This window comes from Janthinobacterium sp. (assembly GCF_031995485.1).
Classification (GTDB): Bacteria; Pseudomonadota; Gammaproteobacteria; order Burkholderiales; family Burkholderiaceae_D; genus Janthinobacterium.
Map to the genome: position 1 here is coordinate 52,091 of NZ_DAMAGB010000006.1, position 16,922 is coordinate 69,012.

Annotated in this window: 17 protein-coding genes; all 17 read right to left on the reverse strand. The window is 66.1% G+C overall.

Annotated elements, in window-relative coordinates:
* Positions 1 to 17: 17 nt before the first annotated feature.
* The 17 genes from RTQ46_RS06215 to RTQ46_RS06295 all read right to left on the reverse strand — a co-directional run bounded on the left by RTQ46_RS06215 (position 18) and on the right by RTQ46_RS06295 (position 16,732).
* The gene (locus tag RTQ46_RS06215) at positions 18 to 929 is read right to left on the reverse strand and encodes a metal ABC transporter solute-binding protein, Zn/Mn family (protein ID WP_312435282.1); all 912 of its coding nucleotides are present in this window, start codon (positions 927 to 929) and stop codon (positions 18 to 20) included.
* Positions 930 to 950: 21 nt separating this feature from the next.
* Positions 951 to 1,808, reverse strand: coding sequence for a metal ABC transporter permease (locus tag RTQ46_RS06220; RefSeq protein ID WP_312435284.1), 858 nt, complete (start codon positions 1,806 to 1,808; stop codon positions 951 to 953).
* Positions 1,798 to 2,493 (reverse strand): ABC transporter ATP-binding protein, encoded by a 696-nt coding sequence (locus RTQ46_RS06225; protein WP_312435286.1) that lies wholly within the window; start codon positions 2,491 to 2,493, stop codon positions 1,798 to 1,800. Before RTQ46_RS06225 ends, RTQ46_RS06220 begins: the two co-directional genes overlap by 11 nt.
* Positions 2,490 to 2,669 (reverse strand): hypothetical protein, encoded by a 180-nt coding sequence (locus RTQ46_RS06230; RefSeq protein WP_312435287.1) that lies wholly within the window; start codon positions 2,667 to 2,669, stop codon positions 2,490 to 2,492. The genes RTQ46_RS06225 and RTQ46_RS06230 overlap by 4 nt, the downstream gene beginning before the upstream one ends.
* Positions 2,670 to 2,743: 74 nt before the next feature.
* On the reverse strand, positions 2,744 to 3,664 hold the full coding sequence (locus RTQ46_RS06235; protein ID WP_312435289.1) for an NAD(P)/FAD-dependent oxidoreductase: 921 nt from the start codon (positions 3,662 to 3,664) through the stop codon (positions 2,744 to 2,746).
* Positions 3,651 to 4,103, reverse strand: coding sequence for an Rrf2 family transcriptional regulator (locus RTQ46_RS06240; protein ID WP_312435290.1), 453 nt, complete (start codon positions 4,101 to 4,103; stop codon positions 3,651 to 3,653). Before RTQ46_RS06240 ends, RTQ46_RS06235 begins: the two co-directional genes overlap by 14 nt.
* A gap of 50 nt (positions 4,104 to 4,153) precedes the next feature.
* The gene (locus RTQ46_RS06245) at positions 4,154 to 4,591 is read right to left on the reverse strand and encodes a TlpA disulfide reductase family protein (RefSeq protein ID WP_312435291.1); all 438 of its coding nucleotides are present in this window, start codon (positions 4,589 to 4,591) and stop codon (positions 4,154 to 4,156) included.
* On the reverse strand, positions 4,591 to 5,070 hold the full coding sequence (locus RTQ46_RS06250; RefSeq protein ID WP_312435293.1) for a hypothetical protein: 480 nt from the start codon (positions 5,068 to 5,070) through the stop codon (positions 4,591 to 4,593). Before RTQ46_RS06250 ends, RTQ46_RS06245 begins: the two co-directional genes overlap by 1 nt.
* Positions 5,071 to 5,080: 10 nt before the next feature.
* Positions 5,081 to 6,280 carry an ABC transporter permease gene (locus RTQ46_RS06255; protein ID WP_312435294.1) on the reverse strand — a complete coding sequence of 400 codons (1,200 nt, stop codon included), beginning with the start codon at positions 6,278 to 6,280 and terminating at the stop codon, positions 5,081 to 5,083.
* Complete coding sequence (locus RTQ46_RS06260) at positions 6,268 to 6,939, reverse strand: ABC transporter ATP-binding protein (RefSeq protein WP_312435295.1); 672 nt, start codon at positions 6,937 to 6,939, stop codon at positions 6,268 to 6,270. Before RTQ46_RS06260 ends, RTQ46_RS06255 begins: the two co-directional genes overlap by 13 nt.
* A gap of 78 nt (positions 6,940 to 7,017) precedes the next feature.
* On the reverse strand, positions 7,018 to 8,394 hold the full coding sequence (locus tag RTQ46_RS06265) for a cytochrome c (protein WP_312435297.1): 1,377 nt from the start codon (positions 8,392 to 8,394) through the stop codon (positions 7,018 to 7,020).
* Positions 8,391 to 9,998, reverse strand: a complete 1,608-nt coding sequence (locus RTQ46_RS06270; RefSeq protein ID WP_312435298.1) for a GMC family oxidoreductase — start codon at positions 9,996 to 9,998, stop codon at positions 8,391 to 8,393. The genes RTQ46_RS06265 and RTQ46_RS06270 overlap by 4 nt, the downstream gene beginning before the upstream one ends.
* 9 nt (positions 9,999 to 10,007) lie before the next feature.
* Positions 10,008 to 10,520, reverse strand: a complete 513-nt coding sequence (locus RTQ46_RS06275) for a sugar dehydrogenase complex small subunit (RefSeq protein WP_312435299.1) — start codon at positions 10,518 to 10,520, stop codon at positions 10,008 to 10,010.
* Between the two features lie 25 nt (positions 10,521 to 10,545).
* Entirely contained in the window at positions 10,546 to 11,718 is a 1,173-nt protein-coding gene (locus RTQ46_RS06280) for a porin (protein ID WP_312435301.1), read from the reverse strand.
* A 354-nt stretch (positions 11,719 to 12,072) separates the two neighbouring features.
* On the reverse strand, positions 12,073 to 12,528 hold the full coding sequence (locus RTQ46_RS06285) for a MarR family transcriptional regulator (protein ID WP_312435303.1): 456 nt from the start codon (positions 12,526 to 12,528) through the stop codon (positions 12,073 to 12,075).
* Between the two features lie 88 nt (positions 12,529 to 12,616).
* Complete coding sequence (locus RTQ46_RS06290) at positions 12,617 to 14,425, reverse strand: DUF885 domain-containing protein (RefSeq protein ID WP_312435305.1); 1,809 nt, start codon at positions 14,423 to 14,425, stop codon at positions 12,617 to 12,619.
* Between the two features lie 297 nt (positions 14,426 to 14,722).
* Positions 14,723 to 16,732 carry a glycoside hydrolase family 3 N-terminal domain-containing protein gene (locus RTQ46_RS06295; RefSeq protein ID WP_312435306.1) on the reverse strand — a complete coding sequence of 670 codons (2,010 nt, stop codon included), beginning with the start codon at positions 16,730 to 16,732 and terminating at the stop codon, positions 14,723 to 14,725.
* Positions 16,733 to 16,922 lie beyond the last annotated feature (190 nt).

Consider the following 16,922-nt stretch of genomic DNA (forward strand, 5'->3'; position numbering starts at 1 on the left):
GCCATTATCGCCTGGCGTCACTTGCCTTGCATGCCACGCGCCAGCTGGTCGACGTTGTAGCGCATCAGCGCCAGGTAAGTCGGCGCCGGGCCGCGTGCACCGGACAGCGCATCCGAATACAGTTTGCCGCCGATTGTCAGCCCCGCCTCGCCGGCCAGCTGGCGCAGCAGGCGGGCGTTGTGCAGGTTTTCCGCAAACACGGGCACCGTGCCGTCGGCGCGCAGGCGCCGTACCAGTTCGCCCATGGCGCGCGCGCCCGGCTCGCTGTGGGTCGACAAGGCCTGCAGCGCCGTCAGCCGCAGGCCGTAGCGCGCGGCCAGGTAGTCGAACGCCGCATGGGCCGTCACGGCGCGCCGCTGCTGTACAGGAATGGCGGCAAAGCGGCTGGCTGCCCACGCATCGAGTTCGCGCAGCGCCTGCTGGTAGCGGGCCGCATTGGCGCGGTAGACGGTGGCCCCGTCCGGATCGGCACGCGCCAGCGCGGCGGCGATATTGGCGGTATAGATGATGACATTGCGCGGGTCCTGCCAGGCGTGCGGATCGAGATGGCCATGGTCGTGGCCACCTTCGTGCTCACCTTCGTGCGCATGGCCGCGCGGCCTGACGCCGCTGGACGCCACCACCACCTCGCCCCTGTAGGCGGCAGCCTGCACCAGTCTTTGCTGCCAGCCTTCGAAGCCGAGGCCATTGACCACCACCAGCCGTGCGCGGGCGAGGCGTTTCGCATCCTGCGGCGTGGGATCGAACGCGTGGGCGTCGGCGTCCGGTCCCACCAGCGCGGTAACGCTGACACGCTCGCCGCCCACCACCCGCACCAGGTCGGCCAGGATGCTGAAGCTGGCCACCACCGGCAGCTGTTCGGCGGCCGCGCGCTGGGCGAAGAGCAGCAGCACGATGGCGACAGCAGCGCATTTTTTCAGACGAGACATGAATACCCTTCAGAGTGGAAATCAGGTGCGGGCGCGCCGCAGCGTGGCCAGCGCGCCGTGCGGCGACAGCAGCAGCGAGCCGCCGTAGAGCAGGCCCGCGCAGACAATGATCGACGGTCCCGAGGGCAGCGCCGCGTAATACGACAGCAGCAGCCCGGCCAGGCCAGCGGCCATCGCCTGGCAGCTGCTGTGGACCAGCTGCGCCGCCAGGGTGTTGTGCCACAGGCGCGCCGAAATGGCCGGCAGCATCATCAGCCCCACCGCCATCAGCGTGCCCAGGGTCTGGAAAGCGGCCACCAGGTTGACCACCACCAGCATCAAAAACAGCTGCTGGAACCCGCTGTTGCCACCCTTGCCGGCGGCGAGGAAAGCGGGATCGAAACTGTCGATCAGCAGGCCGCGATACATCGCCGCCAGCAGCAGCAAGGTGGCGCTGGCGACGCTGGCCACCAGCAGCAGCCCGTCGCGGTCCACGCCCAGCACATTGCCGAACAGAATGTGCAGCAGGTCGATCTGCGAGCCTTGCAGCGAGATCAGCATCACGCCCAGCGCCAGCGCCACCAGGTACAGCGCGGCCAGGCTGGCGTCTTCGGCGATGCGCGCATGGCGGCTGACCAGGGCGGCCACCATCACCACCAGCATGCCGGCCAGCACGCCGCCGATACTGAGCGCGGTGAGCGACAGCCCGAAAAACATGAAACCGAGCGCCACGCCGGGCAGCACCGCGTGGCTCAGGGCATCGCCCACCAGGCTCAGCCGGCGCAGCGTCAGCAGCACGCCCAGTGGCGCGGCACCGAGCGCCAGCGCCAGCACGGCGATCAAGGCGCGGCGCATGAAGGCAAATTCGACAAAGGGTCCGGCCAGAAGTTCAAGCGGCATCGCGCGCCTTGTCCGCACTGGCGTCGCACAGCACGGTACTGGTATCGCCCCAGGCCAGCACGCGGCGCGCCAGCAGCAGCGCCTGCGGAAAATGGCCGCGCACCTGGGCGTGGTCGTGCAGCACCGCCAGCACCGTGCGTCCCTGCGCGTGCCAGGCATGGATCAGCGACAGCAGCAGCGCGGTGGTGGCCGCATCGACCGCATTGAACGGTTCGTCGAGCAGCATCAGGTCCGCATCCTGCACCATCAGCCGGGCAAACAGCAGGCGCTGGAACTGGCCGGCCGACAGCGCGGCGATGGGAACGCGCGCCAGGTCCGTCATGCCGACCGCATCGAGCGCCTGGTCGACGCGCGTTTGCACCGCCGAGGGCACGCGTGCGAACAAGCCCACGCGCTGCCATGCGCCCAGCAGCACGCACTCGCGCGCCAGCATGGGAAAGCCGCGTTCGATTCCGGACTGCTGCGGCAGATACGCGATGCGCTGGCGCGGCAGATGCAGTTCGATATGGCCGCCAGCGATCGGCACCAGTCCCAGCATGGCTTTGAGCAAGGTGCTCTTGCCGGCGCCATTGGCACCAACCACGGCGGTCAGGCTGCCCTGTTCCAGTACCCCATCGACGCCATCGAGCGCGCAATGACCGTGGTAGCGCACCGTCAGTCCATGCAGGCTGGCCAGCGCGCTCATGCCAGCGCCCAGCGCACGCCCAACCACAACACCGCGCAGGCAGGCAGCACGGCCAGCACGCGCAGCCAGGCCGGCCAGGCAAACACACTGATGCGCTGGCGCCCGCGGGCAGTCCTGGCCGGTTCCGGCATGGCGGGGGCCGGCTTGATTGCCACATCGGGCAGGCAGTCGTTCATGGGTTCCTTGAAATCAACATATGCAAGTCAGTTGCATTTAATGATTTTAAAGGATCCCGCATCAAACAGCAAGCTCAGGCGGCTTGGGGAAGCCCGAACATCAGCGTACGGTGCGCCGCCACGCCCGCCATCGCGCCATCGGCCACGGCAAATGCCACATTGCCGGCCGCGCGGGCCGCGTCGCCGCAGCTGAACACGCCCGGCACGGTGGTCGCCTTCATCTCGTCCACGCGTACAATCTGGCCCATCGGACCATCGTCAAACGCGCAGCCCAGCTGTCCGGCCAGCGCGCTGGCCTGGTGCGTGCGCGGCGCGACAAACAGGCCGGCCATCGCATGGACGCTGCCATCGGCCAGCACCACGTCGGCCACGCCGGCAATGCGCGTGATCGGCGTGCGCTCGACGCGGGTCCCGCGGCGCGCCAGTTCGGCCAGCTGCGCCGCATCGGGTTCGAACGCGCCATTGAGGAAAAACGTCACCTGGCCCCAGTCCGGCAGCATCAGGCCATGGTGCATCGACAGCGCGCCGGTGGCGATCACGCCGATGCGGCCCTGGTCCAGCTCATAGCCGTGGCAATACGGGCAGTGAAACACGCTGGCGCCCCAGCGCTCGCCCAATCCCTCGACCGGCGGCAGTTCGTCGACCACGCCGGTGGCCAGTATCACGCGCTGGCTGTGGAACACGCTGCCGTCGTCCAGGGTCACGCCAAAGCCGCTTGCGGTCGCCTCGGCATGTTCTGCCCTGCCCTCGCGCCAGGTGACGGTCGGGTAGGCCAGCAGTTGGCGCTTGCCGTCGGCCGCGATATCGGCAGGTGGGCGTCCATCCTGGGTCAGGAAGCCGTGCGAGTGGCTGGCATGGCGGTTGCGGCGCTGGCCGGCGTCGATCACCAGCACGCGGCGGCGCGCGCGGGCCAGCTGCATGCCGGCGGACAGGCCGGCGTAGCTGCCGCCGAGAATCATCACGTCATATATATTGGAAGGTTCAATGGTGTGCATGGGGTGCTCTTTCGTGGTTGGCATACAGTTGGCTGAAGCGTTCGGACAGCTGGGCCAGGGTCACGTCGCCCAGGCGCGCGATCAGCAGCGCTTCGGCCTCGTCAAAGGCAGACGCCAGCGACTGGTTGACCACCTGTTCCACCAGGCAGCCCGGCTGCTCGATGCGGTTGCCCATGGCGAACACGGTGGGCGAGCCAACCGCTTCGTAGATATCGCGCAGCGTCACCTGCCGCAGGTCGCAGCTGATGGACCAGCCGCCACCATGCCCCTTGCTGGAGGCGACATAGCCGCGCTCGCGCAGGCCCGCCATCACGCGCCGCACCAGCACCGGATTGGTGTCCAGGTAGCCGGCCAGCTGTTCGGACGTCATGGGACGGTCCAGGTGCGCCATATGCAGCAGCACATGCAATATCGACGATAGTTTGCTGTCTTTTCTCATGTAACCAATGATATTACATAAGACCCGCTAATGCAACCAGCCTGCGAAAGCTATTGCACGCACGCCTGCGCTGCCTTTGCCAGCCACTGCGCATCGACCATCCCCATGCGCGCGGTGCAGACCTGGTGCGCGCGATTGAGCATCACGGTATACGGCAACGCTCCCAGCGTATTGCCGAACCGGCGCAGCAAGGCGTGGTTGCCGGGCGCGGCCAGCTGCAGATAGGTGGTGCCGGCGCGCCGCGCAAACGGCGCCGCCCTGCTGCCCTGATCGATGGCAATGCCCACCAGGCGCAGGCCGGACAGCCGGGTCGACTGCGCCTGCAGCAGCGGCAGCTCGCGCACGCAGGGCAGGCAGTCGCCGGACCAGAAATTGAGCAGCACCGGGCCGGGCAAGTCGGCCAGGCTGACCGTGCGGCTGCCATCGAGCGTGGAGAGCGAAAAATCCGGCGCGGCTGCCGCCATGGCCAGCGCCAGCAATGCCGCCATCACGGCGCCACCAGGCTGGCGCCGCTGATGCGGTAATACAGCCCCATCGGATCGCTTTTCAGCACCGTCAGCTTGCCCATCATGATCAACGGCGCGTAGCTGAACTTGACGGGCGCCGCACTGTTGATCTCCACTACGCCTTCCGGGCCGGCCGGCAGGCAGAACGGGCAACTGGCCGAGGTCACCGTCAGCAGGAAGTGCTTGTGCTTCCGGCCCGGCTGCAGCGGCATCATGTAGCCCTGCACTTTCACTTCGGTCTGGTCCAGCGCGGCGATCTCGCTGGTATATTTCGGCACCATGCGCCCGCCTTTCGCCTTGACGGTGGTGGCCTTCGACAGCAGCGACCAGGGCAACACGCCGGGAATATCCTCCAGCGGCGCAAAGAACGACGGCGGATGGTCCTCGGTGGCGGGCGTGGTGATCCTGGCGGCATGTGCGCCACCGGCCGCCAGCAGCAGCAAAACAAGCAGTGATTTCATGAGCTTTCCTTTATGTATGCGCCAGCGTGGCGGCGATATCGGTGCGGTAGGCGCGCACGGCGGGGACAAACGCGGCCAGCATACCCACCAGCACAGCAGCCGGCAGCAGCCACGCTTCCTGGGCATCGATGCGCCAGGCCGACAGCGCCAGGTTCTGCTGCCCGACCATCATCTGGCCGAGCAGCCCTACTCCCATATGCCCCAGCAGCCAGCCCAGCGCGGCGCCGCCGGTGGACAGCATCAGTCCCTGCGCCAGCAACAGCAGCAACAGCTTGCGCGGCGGCGCGCCGAGCGCGCGCAGGATCGCCAGGTCCGTTTTGCGCTCTTCCAGCGCGTGGTACAGGGCCACGAACATCGACAGGCACGCCACCGCCAGCACGATGGCGGCAATCGCCCGCAGCACATCCGCGCCCACCCCCACCAGCTCGAACAGCCTGGCCGCTTCGACCGCCGGCTGCGCCGCCTGCAGGCGGGTCTGGCTGTTGACCCAGCGCGGCAGGCTGATGGCGGCCAGCGGCGAGGCGTAGCGCACCAGCAGCGCGGTGATTTCATGCTCATGTTGTTCTGCATGCGCTTCGTCCGGATCGGTTTCATGCACACGCCAGACCGACGCGACGGGCGTGACGATCAGCCGGTCCAGCACCGTGCCGGTCGGCCGCAAGATGCCCACCACCGTATAGGGCGCATGGGCATGCACTTCGCCGCCCGCCATCAGGCCATGTGAGCCGGCAAAGCGCGATCCGGGAGCCGCCCCGGTGTTGCGCGCCGCGTCGGCGCCCAGCACCACCTGCATGGCGCCGCCGAAAACCACGCCGCTGGCCGCCTGGCCGCCATACTGGCGCACATAGTCGACGGTGGTGCCGACGATGCGGTAGCCCCGGTAGCTGTCGCCCAGCGCCAGGGGGATCACGCCGGCCACCAGCGGATTGGCCGCCAGCTCCGCCTGCGCGGAGGCCGGGATATTGCCGGTCGGGATATCGGCATGGTAGACGGAGGACAGCACCAGCTGCAGCGGCGAGCCCTTGGCGCCCACCACCATATCGATGCCGTTCGCATCCCTTGAGGCACCCAGCTCCAGCTGGCTGGAAGCGGAGACGATAAAGGTCATCATCGCCACGCCGATCGCCATCAGCAGCAGGTTCAGGAAAGTGGACAGCGGCTTGTGGCGCAACGCGGCCAGCGCCAGGGAGATGGCGTTCAGGCGGCGCATGGCAGCTCCGGCGATTCACCGCGCGCCGGCAGGCGCAGGACAGCCGCGTCGGGCAAGGCGGCCACCAGGCGCGCGTCGTGGCTGGCGATCAGCAGCGAGGCGTTGGCCTGCGCTGCCTGGCGCGCCAGCAGCCGGACCACGGTGGCGCAGGCGCTGTCGTCCAGGCTGGCCGTCGGTTCGTCGGCCAGCAGCAGCCGTGGCATGGACAGCATGGCGCGCGCGATCGCCACGCGCTGGCGCTGGCCGCCGCTCAGTTGATGGGGATGGGCGCGGGCCTTGCCGGCCAGCCCCAGTTCATGCAGCAGGCTGTCGGCGCGCTGCGGGTCCGCTGCCATGCCGCTGGCATAGCTGGCCAGCAGCACGTTGTCGCGCACGGTGAGGCTGGCGACCAGCGCCAGCTGCTGCGGCAAAAAGCCCACATGGCGGGCGCGCCATGCATCGGCGGCGCGCGGCGCCAGCATGGCAAGCTGCACGCCGTCGACCGCGATGTGCCCCGACTGGGGCGTGAGGATCGCCGCCAGCAGATGCAGCAAGGTCGATTTGCCGGAGCCCGATGGTCCCAGCAGCAGTGCGTGCCGTCCGCGCGGCAGGTCGAACGATGGCACGGACAGCACGGTCGCACCGCCATAGCGGTGCTCCAGGTTGGTAATGGTCAGCAAGGCAGCCTCGATGTGAACGAAAATTAGTAAACGCAAATGAGTTGCGTATACTAGCATGCCCGCTGCACCCGTTCCGGCTTACTCCTCCCTGCGCCCCCGCCACCACAGAAACAGCAGCAACAGCGCCAGCAAGCCGACGATCATGGCGCCGCGCGCAATGCCGATCAGGTTCGATGGCGCGCCGCCGCGGCGCAGGGTCGTCACCTGCTCCAGCGTCACCTTGCCGGCCGGGTTGCCGTATTTGCCCTGCACGTAATTGCCCAAGGTGACGATCTGTTCGTCGGACAGCACCTGGCGGAACGCGGGCATCAGATGATTGCTGCCGCCATACTGCCGCTCGACGCCATCGAGCATCGCCATCACCAAATTGTTGGTCTGGCTGCGGCCCGTCGCCGAGTTATGGTACAGCGGCGGCAGGCTGCCGTCGAAACTGCCCTCGCCTTTCGCCTGGTGGCAGCTGGCGCAGTGCGCATCGTACAACTGCGGGCCGGACATGCGGTTCAGGTCCTTCGGCAGCGGTACGCCGCGTATCGCATTGAGTTCCTCGCCGGCCGCGCCCCATTGCGTGACCGGTTTCGTATCTGCCGCGTCGCGCAGCGCCGGCATGCTTTGCAGGTAGGCGGCGATGGCGTTCAGGTCGGTGTCGTTCAGGTGCTGCAGGCTATGGTCGATGGCTTCGGCCATCGGGCCGGCGGCCTGGCCACGCTGCGCGGCGCGTCCCGTGCGCAGGTAGTCGACCAGGTCCTGCCGGCTCCAGCTGCCGATACCGCTGTTGACATCCGAGGTGATGTTCGGCGCATGCCAGGTACCCAGGTCTGCCCCGCCCAGTTCTTTCGACAGCTGCTCGGCCATCAGCAGGTTGCGCGGCGTATGGCAGGTGCCGCAGTGGGCAAGGCCCTGCGCCAGGTAGGCGCCGCGGTTCCATTCGGCGCTCTTTGCCGGATCCGGCTCGAACGGTTTTTTGTCCAAAAACAGCAGGTTCCAGCCCGCCATCGACAGGCGGATATTGAACGGGAACGGCAGCTTGGTGGTTGTCGCCGGGGCGGCATCGACCGGCGCCACGCCGTGCATGAAATAAGCGTACAGCGCCGCCAGGTCGGCATCGGTCAGCTTGGCGTAGGCCGTGTAGGGCATGGCCGGATACAGATGCGCGCCGTCGGCCCGCACGCCGTGGCGCACCGCGTCGGAAAACTGCGCCAGCGTGTAGCTGCCGATGCCATGCGTTTTGGACGGCGTGATATTGGTGGCGATAATCGGGCCGAGCGGCGTGGCCAGCGCCAGGCCGCCCGCCATCGGCTTGCCGCCAGGGACGCTGTGGCAGGCGATGCAGTCGCCGGCCGTGGCCAGGTAGCGGCCCCGTTCGACCGTGGCGGCGTCGCTGGTCGCAGCCATCGCGGAAGCGCTAACAAACGCCAGCAGCAGGCCGGCCAGCGGCCGGTTCAGTATGGCCATCATGCCTTCGCTCCCTGTTCGTCGAGGATATGCTGGACCGTGCGCAGCGCCAGCGCCAGGCCATTTTCCGTCGAATTGCAGGTGCCCGAGGTCGGCAATACGCCGGTGCTGCACAAGAACAGGTTGGCATGGTCGTGCGTGCGGCCCCATTCGTTGCAGACGGCCCGGGCCGGGTCCTTGCCCATCGCCAGCGTACCGCAGATATGCTGGTTGTTGGAAAACACGCCTTCCTTGCTGTGGCGCAGATTGCTGCCCCCCATCAGCCTGGCGATGCGTTCGAAATCCTGCCTGGCCCGTTCGTGGCCGCGCCGCGTGTAATCGTCGATCGAATAATGGGCCTGCGGTTTCGGGATGCCCATGGAATCCTTTTCGTGGCTCAGCGCGATGCGGTTCTCGGGATTGGGCAGCACTTCGAGCACCGTCTTCAGGCTCATTTCACGCGCCGAGCGGAATCGCAGCTGCTGCTCGAACGCTTCGCCGAACACGCCCTGGCCTATCAGTTCTTTTGTCGCGCCATCAACGCGCGAGATATTCGTGAAGTCGAGCCGGTATGGCGCATGTTCGCCGCGGAAGTCGCCGTCGCGCATGGTGTTGATGGAGCTGGGGCTTTGCGGACCGCGGCCCAGCCACAGGTCTTCGTCGGCGTCGAAGGTGAGCGAGGTGCTCGGATGGTCCATCAGGTGGCGGCCCACCATGTCGCTGCTGTTGGCCAGGCCCTTCGGATATTTGTCGGAGGCGGACAGCAGCAGCAGGCGCGGGCTTTCGATGCCGTTGGCGGCCAGGATAAACGTCCTGGCCGTGACGCGGTGGCTCTGCCTGTCGACATCGTAATACAGCGCGGCCGTGATGCGCCCCTGCTCGTCGTGTTCGAGCTTGTAGACATTGGCGTTGACGCGGATGGTGACGCCGGCCGCTTCGGCCTGCAGCGCGGCGATGCCGCCGTGGTATTGCGCGTCGATCGGGCAGATCGGCTGGCAGCTGTTGTTGCCGCAGCAGGCCGGGCGGCCATCGTAGCTGACGCTGTTGCGCGCAGTGGTATTGCTGACCACTTTATAGGCGGGTTCGAGGCGCTCGCGCACGCGGCGCATGGCGTACGGCTCGATCACGGGCGCCATCGGGAATGGCTGCTTGCGCGGCGAGCCCGTATTGTCCGCGCCGGACACGCCCATGATCTCCTCGGCTTCCTGGTAGAACGGCTCCAGGTCCTCATAGCTGATCGGCCAGTCGACGCCCACGCCGTACAGGCTGTGGATGCGGAAGTCGTTCGGCACATTGCGCCACGCTTGCGCCGCCCAGTGCCACGAGGTGCCGCCGAACTGGCGGATATATTCGGCCGGATACGGATACGGGCCAGCCTGCACCAGGTAGCCACTGTCCTTGGGCTGGTAGATCGGATGCGGCGCGGTGGCCACCGACGGATAGGGCGACATCAGGTCGCTGCGGCGCGTGGAATTGCGAAAGCGCGCGACGATTTCGCCACGCGACACGCGCGGCCCTGCTTCCAGGATCAGTACCGAGGCGCCGGCCAGCGCGAGCTTGCGCGCAGACAGCGAGCCGATGATGCCCGAGCCGATCACCACGTAATCGGCACTCATTTGTTCAGCCATGATGGCTCCTTAGATTGGTTTTCTGGCCCAGCTGCCGTAGGCGCCATACGAATACGATGGGGGTTTGAGCACGTCGGCGACCACGGCGGCGTTGAGCGCCTGCTCGTAGGCGACGCAGACGGCCGCCTCGCCGGTGCCGACGATGCCCAGGTACCAGGCGCTGGCGATCTGGCGCGGCAGCGCCGCCAATGGCGAACTGGCTGCGTCGAGCGCTTCCTGCAGGCCGGCCGCCTGCAAGCCGTCCGTGTTGATCAGTGCCAGCAGCGCGCGCACCTTGACGGGAAAAGCGCTGTCCTGCGCCACCAGCGCTTCATACAGGCGCGTGGCCAGCACCGGATCGAGCGCCTGGCGCCCCACCAGCATGGCCGACACGCCCAGGAAAGCGCCCTGCTCCGCGCTGGCAACCGGCTCGGCCAGCGCCCACGGTATCAGGGCGGCGGCGGAGGCCGACAGCAGGCCGGCCAGCACCATGCGGCGGCCGGGATTGACGGGGCTCGCGCCCTCGTTGGAATGCGTTTTCATTGCAGCTCCTGTGGATGGAAACAGCTTAAAAGGCGTGCTTCAGGCCGAGCATGACGGCGGTCTGGCCGCCGTTCGACGAGGGGGTGCCATTCTGCGAGTCGCCGATCGAGGCCACCGCATTGACGACATTGCCGCTGGCACCCAGGGTTTGCCCATGCGCCAGCTGGCGCGCTTCGATCGCGTACAGCGCCGTGCGTTTCGACAGCGCGTAGTTCTGCTCGAACGACAGCTGGCGGTAGCGCGCGCGGTCGCTTATGTCGTTGGCGTGCGCCGCGCGCGTGTCGCTGTAGCCGGCCGACAGGAACAGCGCGGGCGCCGCCTGGTAGCTGGCGACCAGGCCGGCCGTATTGAACACGGCCGTGTCGCGGAAGGCGGAAGCGCTGCCGGCCTGGAACTGCACATTGCTGGCATTGGCGCCCACCATAAATTTGCCGAAGGTGTAGCGCGCGCTGGCAGCGACAAACTGGATGGACTCGGCCGAGACATAGCCCTGATTGATCGCCGAGACGCCGAAGTTGCCGGAGGCCGTGTCGCTCCAGCCGGCGGCATTGCTGTTCTGGCCGTTTTTCAGTTTCAGGTAGCCGAGCGCAAATTCGGCTGGCGAAGCGCTGTACTTGACGGCGGCGCTGAAGCTGCTGCCGGCGCCGTTGCCGTCCTTCGCTTCGCCAAAACCGTACTGCGTGCTGGCCTGCAGGCCGCGCCAGACGGGCGAGCTGTACGTGAGCGAATTGTTCACGCGCACGGTGGTGTCGAGGCCATCGAAGTCGCCCGGATGCGCGCCGGTGGCGCCGGTCAGGATATTGCTCGACGCGAGCGAGCCGACCAGCAGGTAGTACGGCGTGTACTGGCGCCCGGCGGTGACGCTACCCCATGCGCGCGACTGCAGGCCCACATAGGCCTGGCGGTTGAACAGCGAACCGGCCACGCTTTGCGCGCCCGTGTCGGCTTCGAAGCCGCTTTCGAGCAGGAACAGCGCCTGCAGGTCGCCGCCCAGGTCTTCCGTGCCCAAAAAGCCGATCTTGCTGGCCGACAGGCTGCCGCTGCGCATATAAGTGTTCGAGTTGCCGTTCTGGTTGCTGGCGTAGGCGGCGGCTTCGTCAACGACACCGTAGATGGTGACATTGCTCTGCGCGCAAACGTTTGCGCAGATCAGCGTGGTGGCGGCCAGCGCGGCAGCGCGCATGCATGGGTTCTTCATTTTTTTTCCTGACTATCCTGGGGGAGTGACGTAGCGCGACTGCCCGGCAAACAAGGCCTTGGCATCGCGTCTTTCTTGATTTGGATCAAGTGCAGGAAATTATACGCCTTTTTACTAATATGTAAGCGATTAACTGTCAGGCCAACTCTTGTAGAAAAAGCGGCGAGCGAACGGCCATATGCCCCGCAGGGAGCGGAGTGGATATGTCAAATAAAGGGGAATCGGGCAACATTGTCGGTGCTTGCGCATCCGCGAATCGGGCAGGCCGGGCAGGTCGGATTGGGCGGAACGGCGTAATCCGACGCCACCACAGACCTGCGCCATCCCCGTTGAATTTAGAAGAAAAGGGGAAAATCAGCGCAAAATCGCCGGCGCCACCGGCAAGGTATCGAGCGCCACGAACGCTTCGAGCGCCAGGCGCATGTCTTCGAAGACCTGCTTGCCGTAGGCCGCTTCCAGGTTTTCATACTGCAGGTCGATCAGCCTGCCCATTTCCACCAGCAGCTCGGAGCCGGCCACGGACAGGTGCACCTTGCGGCGGCGCTGATCGCCTTCGAACTTGCTGCGCGCCAGCCATCCCGTCTCTTCCATGCGGGCCAGGATGCCGCTCATGCTGGGACTCGAGATCTGGCAGATGTCGCACAGCTCGCGCGGCTCGAGCATCTGCCATTCGTTCAGCGCGCGCATGATGCGCCACTGCTGCTCGGTGACGCCATAGTGGTTGAGAATGGGGCGGAAATGCTGCAGCAGGCTATCGCGCGCCTTGAGCAGCAGTTGCGGCATATTCGGATAGCGGATCGGTGGCTGCAAACTGCACTCCTGAAAAAGGTGATAACACTGGCAATTATACGGCGCACATCAGGCCACGTGCGGGCCATGTGCGCCGTATTGCGCGGCTTTAGCCCTTTGCCTTCTGCGCCGGAATGAACTGCTCGCGCACGGCCCTGGCCAGCAGCTCCGGCGGCAGCAGGCCCTGGCCCAGCAGGAAGTTGTTGAACGCCAGGCGGTCGAACTTCGCGCCCAGCGCCACTTCCGTCTCGGCGCGCAGCTGCAGGATGCGCGTATAGCCATAGAAGTAGCTGCCGGCCTGGCCCGGTGCGTTGAACGTATAGCGGTCCAGCTCCTGGCGCGCCATCGGCTTCGACAGCATCACTTCGTCGGTCAGGATGCGGCCCGCTTCCTCGCGCGTGATCTGGCCCAGGTTCAGCATCGGGTCGAGCATGGCGCGCGCCGCGCGCAGCATGCGGAACTGCAGCGCAATGAATTGTCCTTCGGCCGGCTCGTACGGAATCATCTCCGCTTCCGCATACAGCGCCCAGCCTTCGACGTTGACGCTGTTGAACGCATACAGGCTGCGCGCCTGCGACACGCCCCGCTCGACCATCGCGCTGAACTGCAGTTCGTGGCCGGGACGGCCCTCGTGCGCGCTCAGGGTCCAGGCGGCGCCGGCAAAATTGAAATCGTCATACGCTTCGCCCTTGCCGCTGGCGGCCGGGTTCCCGACCGGCAGCACGAACTGGCCATGCTCGCCCGCATTGCCGATCAGCGGAGGCGGCCGCATGTGCGGCGCCGGCTGCGCCGCCGATTCGGCCGGCGAGGCCAGGCGCATGGTCATCGCACGCGCCGGAATATCGACCACGCCCTGCTGGCGGATGCGCTGTTCCAGCTCGGTATTGACGCCCTTGTAATGCGCTTCGAGTTTGTCGTTCGGGATCGCCGCGCTTTTCAGTGCACGCAGCACCTGGCGATAGTCGCTGCCATCGATGCCTTTCAGCGCCAGCTTGGCCGCCACCACCGGCGCCAGCGCCTGCATCGCCGAACGCGTTTCCAGGTAGGCCACTTCGGCCCGCTCGACCAGCGCACGCGGCTCGATATCGATGCCGACCTGCTTCAGGCGGAACGCATACTGCTCCGGCGCCATGCGGAAATCCGTGCGCGCCAGCGGCAGCACCACTTCACGCTCCCACGCAGCATAGTCATTGAGCTGCTTTTCCATCGCCGCCAGCGCCGGTTCGGCGCCGGCGATCTTCATGTCCGCAAACAGCTTGCGGATACCGGCGATATACGTCGGCACGTTCTCCAGCGACTGTTCCACCTGCAGCCGCACGGGACCGGCCAGGCCGGGCTGGCCGATTTTTTCCCTGAAGCGGGCCTTGGCCTGTTCCGTGATGGCGGTGCTGCCCTTGAACTGGCCCACATAGCGCTGCAGCCGTTCCAGTGCTTTCGCGCGGCGCGCGGCCGGACGCTGTTCCTGCAGCAGGCTTTGCATCGAACCGAACACCATCTGCGGCACATCGATCCACGGCAGGGTGTATTTGTCCTCGATCTGCACACCGGCGATTTCCTGGTCCACGGCGCCGATCAAAATTTCCAGGTCCTGGCGGATCCGCTCATCGCGTTCCAGCTCCAGTTTTTGCTGCAGCTTGCCGCGCGCCTGCTGCAGCGCCGCGACCTGGCGCGCCACGATATCCGGCCCCAGGTCGGCAGCCAGGCCGTCGTATTGCGGCAGGCCCGTGTCGGACGCGTTTTCGGGCGAGAATTTTGCCTGCGCTTCGAGCACGATGGCGGCATTGCGGTTGCTCGCTTCGACCCAGGCGCTGGATGCCGGCGCCACAGGTGCGGCATGGGCCACCGCGGCTGTAATGGAAAAAGCGCTGGCCAGCGCGATGGCAAACACGGTCTGGCGCAAATGCGGGCGTACGGACATCGGGGATTCCTTCCTGAGGTGAACCATGAGCGAAGCGGCGAGTATCGGCCAGCGCTGCATGGCTGTCAATCAGGGCGGGAAGATGGAGGATCTGGCCGGACGCCAGGCGGCTGCAGCAAGTGCAGGACCTGGCGGCGGCCACCCGGCTGACGCCCGGCGTGGAAGATATCGCGCAGTTGAATGCTGCCGGCGGTCGGATTAGCGTAGCGTAATCCGGCACCACCACAGCATTCACCGGCGCCGGTCGGATCAGGCCTGAACGGCCGTCATCCCACGCCACCGGCACATCACGCCATATCAATACCCCAAGCCATAGCCGAACTTGTACAGCGGCCGCGCCGTGTCATACGGCACGTCCGACTTCTGTACCTGCACTTCGGCCATCGACGACGGCAGCTCGAACGGCAGCTTGCCTTGTGGCTTGGCCTTGCCGGTCAGGACATCGAACAGCGCGCCGTCGCTCACGCCAAAGTTGCCGATGATGGCGCTGGCCTTGTCCTGCACGTTGCCGAGAATGGCCGGGCGGTCCAGGTAGACGGTGACCACGGTTTTCGGCGCTAGGCGGGCGGCGTTCTTGATCGCCTCGTAGTCGGAGTCGCCGTCGACGTAGTTCAGGCGCCCTTCATGCTGCATGCTGCCGAAGATATAGTTCGGGTGCAGGATTTCATACGGCGCGGCCACGCGCAGCAGCGCCACGTCGGCCTCTTGTGGCGTCGCCACCACGGTATAGCCGTACTGGCGGGCGACGGCCGCGTCGATGCCATACAGGTACACCTTCTTCACGGTGCTTGCCAGTGGCAGGACCTTGTCCTTGTTTTCCAGCAGCACCAGCGAGCGGCGCTGTGCTTCCAGGCCCGCTTCGACGAAGTCGGCCTTGCCAACCGTGGCCGCCGCTTTTACCGTGTCGACGAACGGATGCTCGAACAGGCCCTGCCTGAACTTCTGCACCAGGATGCGGCGCGCCGAAGCGTTGATGCGCGCTTCCGTCAGCTGGCCGCGCTGCACCGCCTGCGTCAGGTAAGGCGCTTCCGTCACGCCGCCGAACTGGTCCATGCCTGCATTGACGGCCTTGACATAGCGCTCGGCCTTGGTGGCGTCTTCCATGCCCCATGGCGTGCCGAAGCCGATAAACGATGGCGCCACGCCGGCCGGCGTGCCATTGCGGCAGTTGGCGTCGCAGTCGGAGGTGATGCCCCAGTCGGACAGGATCACGCCTTCGAAGCCGTATTTGCCGCGCAGCAGGTCGGTCAGCATGGTCTTGCTGAAACCGGCCGCCACCTGCTCCAGCGTGATGCCGTCAATCGTGATATTGCCGTCCGGCAGCGCATAGGTCGGCATGACGGACGCGGCCCTGGCGTTGAACGCGCCTTCGAACGGCTTCACGTGATAGGCAAAGTTATTGCCCGGATAGGTCATGTAGCGGCCATAGTAATTGTGGCCGTCAAACCCCTCTTTCGTCGCGCCGTAGCCGACCCAGTGCTTGACGACCGCCACCACGCTGCCATCGTGCAGGCCGGTACCGCCATCCTGGAAGCCTTCGATATAGTTCTGCACCATGCGCTTGGCCAGGTCGGCGTCTTCGCCGAAGGTGCCATTGATGCGCGACCAGCGCGGCTCGGTGGCGAGATCCGCCTGTGGCGACAGCGCCTGCGTGATGCCGACGGCCAGGTATTCCTGGCGCGCGATATCGCCGAAGCGGCGCACCAGCGCATCGTCGCCGATGGCGGCCAGGCCCAGCGTTTCAGGCCATTGCGAAAAACCATTGGTGCTGGCGCTGGCGCCGACCGTGTACTGGAAATGGTGGCGCGGATCGGTGCTGATCGACACCGGAATGCCGTGGCGCGAGGTCTCGCTCAGCGCCTGCACCTTGTTGTATTGCGCCGCCATATTGGCCGAGTCGCCAGCCATGCGCGTGATGAAGGTGTTGACGTACTGTTTGACGATCAGATCCTGCAGCTCCGTCAGGTCGTAGCCGCTGCCCTGGCCGATGCCGGTCGGGTCGGCCACCGTGGGCGCCGTGCCGTGCATCATCAGGCCGGCCTTTTCATCGAGCGTCATGCGCGCGATCAGGTCGTCGGCGCGCGCCTCGGCCGACAGGCGCCAGTCCTCGTACGGCTCGATCTTGCCGCTGCGGTTCATGTCCTTGAAGGTATAGCCGTCAACCTTGAGTATGCTGTAGCTGGTGCTGCCGAATACGGGCTGCGTGTATTGCTCGCTGACGGTGTCGTGGTTGCCGCAGGCGGCCAGGGCAAGCGCGGCGAAGCTGCCGGCGACCACGCGGGCCATCGGTTTCATGGTGCAGTTCATGGTTGTCTCCATTGTGTTTTTTGTGATTGGGGGCGCGGCATCGAGGCCGGCCCCGACGCAATATAGCGTGCCATGTCGTCATCTTCTTGACCGCGCGAGACAGTATTTATACCGGCGTGAACAATTTTTGACATTGACGTGCGGCAATCAAACATTTCCAGCAAAAGTGCTACCATTTGTGAAAAATTAC